Source organism: uncultured Allofournierella sp. (genome assembly GCA_944382705.1).
Taxonomy (GTDB): domain Bacteria; phylum Bacillota; class Clostridia; order Oscillospirales; family Ruminococcaceae; genus Allofournierella.
In genome coordinates this window covers 1-6,167 of record CALWNE010000004.1, presented here as the reverse complement: position 1 = coordinate 6,167, position 6,167 = coordinate 1, and the positions used below count along the sequence as shown (strand labels likewise).

Annotated in this window: 6 protein-coding genes; 4 read left to right on the top strand and 2 right to left on the bottom strand. The window is 49.7% G+C overall.

Going from position 1 to position 6,167, the window contains the following annotated elements; all coding sequences use genetic code 11:
• From ACH2EM_RS00350 to ACH2EM_RS00340, 3 genes are all read left to right on the top strand, one after another.
• Nucleotides 1-205: hypothetical protein (locus tag ACH2EM_RS00350; RefSeq protein ID WP_395150035.1), on the top strand; the 205-nt coding region annotated here is incomplete at its 5' end.
• A 3-nt stretch (nt 206-208) separates the two neighbouring features.
• A complete protein-coding gene (locus ACH2EM_RS00345; protein ID WP_395150034.1) occupies nt 209-1,195 on the top strand; it encodes a ComEC/Rec2 family competence protein in 987 nt (328 codons plus the stop codon).
• Between the two features lie 16 nt (nt 1,196-1,211).
• Complete coding sequence (locus ACH2EM_RS00340) at nt 1,212-1,451, top strand: DUF3006 domain-containing protein (RefSeq protein ID WP_395150033.1); 240 nt, start codon at nt 1,212-1,214, stop codon at nt 1,449-1,451.
• A 174-nt stretch (nt 1,452-1,625) separates the two neighbouring features.
• Here ACH2EM_RS00340 and ACH2EM_RS00335 read toward each other — a convergent pair whose 3' ends face one another.
• Together ACH2EM_RS00335 and pyk are read right to left on the bottom strand one after the other, a co-directional pair.
• On the bottom strand, nt 1,626-2,057 hold the full coding sequence (locus ACH2EM_RS00335; protein ID WP_395150032.1) for an RrF2 family transcriptional regulator: 432 nt from the start codon (nt 2,055-2,057) through the stop codon (nt 1,626-1,628).
• 217 nt (nt 2,058-2,274) lie between these two features.
• Nucleotides 2,275-4,017 carry a pyruvate kinase gene (gene pyk / locus ACH2EM_RS00330; protein WP_395150031.1) on the bottom strand — a complete coding sequence of 581 codons (1,743 nt, stop codon included), beginning with the start codon at nt 4,015-4,017 and terminating at the stop codon, nt 2,275-2,277.
• Between the two features lie 524 nt (nt 4,018-4,541).
• On the opposite strand from pyk, the gene ACH2EM_RS00325 reads away from it, so the two are divergent.
• Nucleotides 4,542-5,720 (top strand): phosphopentomutase, encoded by a 1,179-nt coding sequence (locus ACH2EM_RS00325; RefSeq protein WP_395150030.1) that lies wholly within the window; start codon nt 4,542-4,544, stop codon nt 5,718-5,720.
• Nucleotides 5,721-6,167 lie beyond the last annotated feature (447 nt).

Sequence of the window (6,167 nt, the reverse complement as noted above, 5' to 3'; positions counted from 1 at the left end):
CCATCGGGAGGATTTGATTCCTCTGCTGGTTCCTGGCTATAAGCCAAAGGCCAAACAGGAGCAGCGTCCTGCAACCCGAGCCCAAGCCAAGCGAAACCAGCCGAAGATTATTAAGGGTCAGTTTGTTTCTCAGGATGGCAAAAAGGTTGCCGGCAGGGAAGCCCGGCCCACCTTTGCACCCAAAAAGAAAGGCAAGAGGAGATAATCTATGGCCCAGCGTAAAAGAAGAAAACGAGGCAAAAGAACCGTAACCATCCGTCTTACACTGCCCCAGGCAATTGTGCTTGGATTAGCCCTGTTCTGCTTGATTGTGGGTTTGAATCTGGGCATGGAAAACGGCACAGCCTCTGTACCCACCTGGAATGATTTATACCAGGCATTGGGCTTTACCACCACACCGGTGGAAACAGGAGAACTGTCCGACCAGGTGCAGGCGGTGCACTTTATTGATGTGGGGCAGGGAGATGCTACCCTGCTGCAAAGCGGCGATACTTATTGCCTGATCGACGCAGGTGAACCAGAAAGCAAAGAAGCGTTGCTTTCTTATCTGGAGCAGCAGGGGGTAGACCATCTGGCGTTGCTGGTGATGAGTCACCCTCATGCAGACCACATTGGCAGCATGAAGGCAGTTTTGGAGCAGGTGCAGGTGGACCATGTTCTGTTGCCGGATTTGGACAAAGCCCCCTATCCCACCACCCGCACCTTTGAAAAGGTAATGGATACCATTGAGCGGCTGCAAATTCCCACCACGGTATCCCAGGAAGGGCAGACCTTCCAGCTGGGAGAAGGCACCTTGGAGGTGCGCTTTGCCGGAATTGAAACCGATAATTACAACGACCTTTCCCAAATACTTTACTACCATGCACCGGGTCTGAGTGTGGTGCTCAGCGGCGATGCTGAAAAAGATTTGGAACAGCAGGCGCTGGAGCAGGGAGTGGTTCCCAAGGCGCAGGTTTACAAGGCTGCCCACCATGGTTCCAATACCTCCAACTCCATGGATTACCTGGAAGCAATTCAGCCCCAGTGGATTGTGGTAAGCTGTGGCAAAGATAATAGCTATGGGCACCCACATAAAGAGCCTATGCAGCGATTTGGTCAGATTGGCGCAGAAATTCTGCGTACCGACCAAAATGGATCGGTGGTAATTGCAGCCACCGAGAATGGCCTGCAATCCTATACCGCCAACGCAGCCTGAGCAGAAGGAGAAACTCATGGAACTCTACATACTGGACCGATGGGAAGGGGAGTTTGCGGTGGTAGAAGTAAGCTGTGGTGAGGATGTATCCTTTTTAAATGTGCAGCGCTCCCAGCTTCCTGCCGATGCACGAGAAGGGGATGTGCTGGTTTACCTGCCGCAACAAGGCTGGCAGATAAATCAACAAGCTACCCAACAGCGGCGTGAGGCGCTGCGTGCCCGTTTTAGCAAGCGGCCCCATCCTGCTGCAGACTAACAATCAACATCCCCAAGCCCTTTTATAGAGTGCTTGGGGGTGTTTTGTGCTTAAAAGAAAGCCAATGAAGCTGCGGGAATATTTAAAAAAAGAGGCCTTCAAATCCATAAAAGCCAATGAAGCAGAGGTGTAAAACTTGCTCCATTGGCTTTTGTTCTTGCTATAAATCAGTTGTTAAATCACATAGTTGGGGGCATCTGCGTCCCGATGTACCAGGTCTGCGATGGTGAACTGTTTGAGATAGTTTTGAATGGTTTCGTTCAAGCCTTTCCACAGGGGAAGGGTGCGGCACTCCGGTGCGTTTTCACAGTATTGCTCACCGTGCTCCAGGCAGGCGACAGGGGCCAAGGTGCCCTCGGTAAGCATTAAGATATCTGCCGCAGTGCATTCATCTGGAGAAACAGACAGCAGATAACCGCCGCCCTTGCCACGAACGCCCACCATAAAACCGTTTTTTACCAAAACTTTTACAATGATTTCCAAGTATTTCTCGGAAATTCCCTGTCGGGCCGCAATCTCCTTTAGTGTGACATAGCCCTGATTCTGATGCTCGGCCATATCAATGAGTACCCGTAGTGCGTAGCGGCCTTTAGTAGAAATGAGCATAGTTTCCTCCTGCGTAACAAATGATCTAGGTAATTCATATTATATGGGTGTGTTTATGTAAAATCAAGAGAAAACCCAAAAACCGTTTGGCAAATCCATGCTGTAAGTGCTCTCCATCCATTAAATGCAAAAATCCCCAGTGTTTGTGCTAAAACACTGGGGATTTTTTAGCTTTTAAAGGTCGTTATCCGGTTAAAAATCCAGCAACAGCCTTAACTTAGCAGGGCATATTCTGGATGGTGCCGTGGCTGCAATCCACAGAAACCATTACGCCGTCCTTAAGCAGGCTGGTAGCGTTGCTTACGCCAACCATGACAGCTTTGCCCAGAGCCAGGCCAGAAATAGCAGCATGGCTGTTCATGCCAGCCTGCTCAACCACAATGGCGCTGGCTTCACGCATGTAGGGCATCATGCTGTTATCGGTGTAGGGAACAACCAGAACATCACCCTTCTTGAACTTGCTGGCAACTTCGTCGCTGTTGCGGCAAACACACAGAGGGCCCTTGGCATTGTGCTCACCAATGCCAACGCCGCTGGCCAGCAAATCACCAACCATATGAACCTTCATCATGTTGGTGGTGCCGGAAACACCCACGGGAACACCAGCGGTTACAACAACCAGTTCACCCTCGTGCAGCAGGCCACGGTCCACAGCAGTCTTGATGGACAGGTCTACCAGCTCGTCGGTGTTAGCGGCAGCGGGCATCAGCAGGGGATGTACGCCCCAGGAGATGGCCAGGTGACGCTGTACCTGCTCATCCATAACGCAAGCGATGATGGGAGTCTGGGGACGAACCTTGCTCAGCAGACGAGCAGTTTCGCCCATCTGGGTAACGGTAACAATAGCGCTGGCCTTGATGTTGGCAGCGGTGCCGCAAGCAGCATGGGCAGTAGCGCCAGCAATGGTCATACGGGTGTCAACCGGCGGCTTGCGCATATGCTCAATGTAGCTGGAGTCACTCTCGGTGCGGGCGGCAATGGCAGCCATGGTGCGTACAGCCTCAACGGGGTACTTACCGGCAGCAGTTTCGCCGCTCAGCATGATGGCGCTGGTGCCGTCGTAAATGGCGTTGGCCACGTCGGTGATTTCTGCACGGGTGGGGCGGGGGTTTTCGATCATGCTTTCCAGCATCTGGGTAGCAGTTACAACGGGCTTGCCAGAGGAGAAGCTGTGGTAGATGATGTCCTTCTGAATCATGGGAATCTCGGTGAAGTCGATTTCCACACCCATGTCACCACGAGCAACCATCACGCCGTCAGCAGCAGCAAGGATTTCATCGATGTTGTCAATGCCTTCCTGGTTCTCAATCTTGGCGATGATGCGAATGGGGGAGTTGTGCTCGTTCAGCAGACGGCGAATGTCCTGAATGTCCTGAGCATTGCGGGTGAAGCTGGCAGCGATGAAATCGTAGCCGTTCTGAATGCCAAACAGGATATCGTCCTTGTCCTTCTGGCTCAGGTAAGGCATGGACAGGGAAACGCCGGGAACATTGACGCCCTTGTTGTTGTTGATGGGGCCGCTGTTGTTTACAACACACTGGATGTCGGTCTCGGTGAGAGCAGTAACAGTCAGGCTGATCAGACCGTCGGCCAGCAGAATGGTGCTGCCAACAGAAACATCGCCGGGCAGATCCTTGTAGGAAACGGAGCAGATTTCGTTGGTGCCTTCCACTTCACGAGTGGTCAGGGTAAAGGTCTGGCCAGCCTCCAGCCGGGTCTTGCCATCCTTAAATTGACGCAGGCGGATCTCGGGGCCCTTGGTATCCAGCAGGGCTGCAACGGGCATATTCAGCTCAGCACGCAGCTGCTTCAGTTTGTCCAAACGGCCTTTATGCTCTTCGTAGCTGCCGTGAGAGAAGTTGAAGCGGGCAATGTTCATGCCGGCCAGAATCATCTCGCGCATTACGCCCTCACGGTCGGTAGAGGGGCCTAAAGTACAAATGATTTTTGTTTTACGCATCCGTAAAATCCTCCTAAGATTACTCTCTTGTCATTTCATCCATGCGCTTTAAACAAAGCGCTGCCAAAATGTCTCGCTGGGCTTATTATATAATAAAACGCCCACACTTAAAAGAGAGGATTTACGCTTTGTGAAAAGTATATGCAATTTAACAACATTTTGTTAAGAAAAGGCTATTTTTTTAACGAATTAGCGAATTGCATAACTGACCGCAAAGAAAAACACCCAGGGATATTCTAGTTTTACAACAACAAAAATCCATTTAGTCAAGGTAACACATAAAATAATGGCGGTACAGAATAAAATATTCGGATGAAAGTATTTTTTGAATGCATGGGCCATCAGCCCATAAAGGGCTTTGTATTGTAATAAAGAATTAAAAGTACATATTAATCTTATAAAAGTTACGCTTTGCCGAAACCCGTCTGAATTTCACCCTGAAAATTAAACACCAAAGAGTTTTGGCTGATGGAGTATTTTGTGCTATAATAAAAGAACCATAAGTAAAAAGGAGGTCATCAGAAATGGCAAAACGAGTGTTTCTGGTGGTATTGGATAGTTTTGGTGTAGGCTTTGAGCCGGATGCCGACCGCTTTGGCGATGTGGGGGCAAATACCCTGGCCTCCATCGCAAAGCACGAGAATTTCAAAACGCCCAACATGGCCCGCATGGGTCTGTTCAATCTGGATGGGGTTACCTGTGGTCAGCCTCAGCAGCAGATTATCGGCAGCTATGCCCGCTTGCAGGAGGCAAGCAATGGCAAGGATACAACCATTGGTCACTGGGAAATTGCCGGTATAGAAAGTGAGCGGGCTCTGCCTACCTATCCCAACGGATTTCCCCCAGAGGTTATTCAAAAATTTGAACAGCTTACTGGCCGCAAGGTAATTTGCAACCTTCCCTATTCTGGCACAGAGGTGTTGAAGGACTATGGCGAGGAACACATGAAAACCGGTGCCCTCATCGTGTATACCTCGGCAGACAGTGTATTCCAGATTGCCGCCCACGAGGAAATCGTGCCTGTGGCTACGCTGTACGAATACTGCCAGATGGCACGGGATATGCTTCAGGGTGAGCACGGTGTGGGCAGAGTAATTGCCCGTCCCTTTGTGGGCAGCTGTGCAGCGGACTTTAAGCGTACTGCCAACCGCCATGACTATTCCCTCAAGCCCCCTGCAAAAACCATGCTGGATTACCTGAAGGAAGCAGGCAAAGATGTCATTGGTGTTGGCAAAATTTACGATATTTTTGATGGCGAGGGTATTACCGAAACCATCCGCACCAAGGGCAACGCCGAAGGCATTCAGGTTATGCTGGATTTGACCCAGCGTTCCTTTGATGGCCTGGCTTTTATCAATTTGGTTGATTTTGATATGGCCTATGGTCACCGCCGGGACATTGCCGGCTACGCCGCCGCTGCCACTCAATTTGATGAAGGGCTTGGCCGTATGCTGGAGCTTTTGGGCCCTGATGATATGCTGGTTGTAACAGCGGACCACGGCTGTGACCCCGGCTATACCAAAACTACGGACCACACACGGGAATATGTACCTCTGCTGATTGCCGGCGGCTCGGTTAAGGCCGATAACAACCTGGGTACCATTTTAGGGTTTGGCGCCATTGGCAAAACCATCTGCTCCTATCTGGGTGTGGATGCGCAGCTGGATGGCAAGGACCTGTTGTCGCATATTCAAAATTCCTAAAAAACAAACAATGCACCCAGCATTCTGGCACTCAGGAAGTGTTCCTGGGTGCCTTTGTTTTTCACAAAATGAATTGACTTTATAAACAAAATATGACAAAATGAAACAATCGATTACAGGGAATAATCAATTTAGATGGAAATTTTGAAAAATTTGAAATAAATTCACCAGAAGCGTCGTTTAAATACTGTAAACCCATTGTTTGGGGGTACAACCCTGGCGCATCTGCAACCAACGGTGCAAGGCAATGCGTTCAATTTTGTTTGGAAATGAGATAAGATATTTATGAATCACTTCAGTTATAAACAGATTGTTTGTCTGGTGATTGCTGTGCTGTTTACAGTGGATAGTTTGTGGCGCACCTTTACCTCCAACTTTAATTTTGGTCACCTTTTAATTTATATGATTACGCTCTGTCTGTGGATTTACGCTGTATGGGCACCTTCC